This is a genomic window from Undibacterium sp. FW305-107 (assembly GCF_058788535.1).
Genome location: NZ_JBYTAV010000028.1, coordinates 1 through 1,113, shown reverse-complemented (window position 1 = coordinate 1,113; position 1,113 = coordinate 1). Strand labels below are relative to the sequence as shown.

General features: G+C 54.6%; 2 protein-coding genes. Both read right to left on the bottom strand.

Going from position 1 to position 1,113, the window contains the following annotated elements:
* Positions 1–779: MotA/TolQ/ExbB proton channel family protein (locus AC3WQT_RS28880; RefSeq protein ID WP_492709470.1), on the bottom strand; the 779-nt coding region annotated here is incomplete at its 3' end.
* A gap of 160 nt (positions 780–939) precedes the next feature.
* A partial coding sequence (locus AC3WQT_RS28875; RefSeq protein WP_492709471.1) for an energy transducer TonB occupies positions 940–1,113 on the bottom strand: 174 nt, incomplete at its 5' end.

The following is a 1,113-nucleotide window of genomic DNA, read 5'->3' as shown; positions in this document are numbered from 1 at the left end:
ACCAGGAAGTTGTAACCCAGAACAGCTGGAACAGCGACCGCCAGACCAATCGCGGTCATGATCAGCGCTTCACCTACAGGACCGGCTACTTTGTCGATCGATGCCTGACCGGACATACCAATCGCTGTCAGCGCATGGTAGATACCCCAAACAGTACCGAACAGACCAACGAATGGTGCTGTGGAACCTACCGTTGCCAGGAAGGCCAGGCCGTCTTGCAAACGGCTTTGGACTTTGTCAACAGCGCGCTGGATGGACATGGAAACCCAGGTGTTGAGGTCGATTTGTTCGAGCAAGGCACCTTCATGGTGTTCTGTGGCTTTGATGCCGGAATCAGCGATGAAGCGGAATGGGCTGCCTTCTTTCAGAGAAGCGGCACCGGCTTGTACTGAGGCTGCTTTCCAGAATTTGGAGCGGGCATCGGTGGCCTGACCGGACAGTTTGACCTGGTCGATGATTTTGGTGATGAGGATGTACCAGCTGCCCATGGACATGATGACCATGATGATGAGGGTGCCTTTGGCAACGAAGTCACCGGTTTTCCAGAGGGCGTCGAGACCGTATGGGTTTTCTACCATTTCTTTGGCGGCTGCTGGTGCAGCAGGAGCGCCAGCGTCGGCTGGGGCTGGTGCAGGGGCTTCAGCGGCGGGGGCTGGAGCGGGTGCAGCGGCGGAGGCAGCAGCAGAGGCAGATTCCTGTGCAGATACAGGAGCGACGGCAACGGCGGCTGTCAAAGCCAGGAGTGTTGCAGCCAGGAATGCGGAGAAACGGGTTTTCATTGAGGTGCTTCCTTTTAACAAAATAAGGTTGGTATTGCTGACTACTGTTTTTATGTGCGACTTGGTTTGTGTGTTGCTTGTTACTAATCTTGTTGCGACTTACTTTTCTTGGGTAGAGCAGTCTGACAGATCAGCTGCTCTTGCCTGGGGCTCTTCTGAACTACTCGAGCTTCCATACATACTGGACTTTGGCCCAGGTCTGCTGTGGTTTGCCGTCAACGGTACCTGGTTTGTTTTTGCAGGAACCTGACATCAATTGGGATTTCACCGCATTGTCGAGACCACGGAAGCCGCTGGATTTGTCGATCTTGACGTCGGAGACGGTGCCATCGGC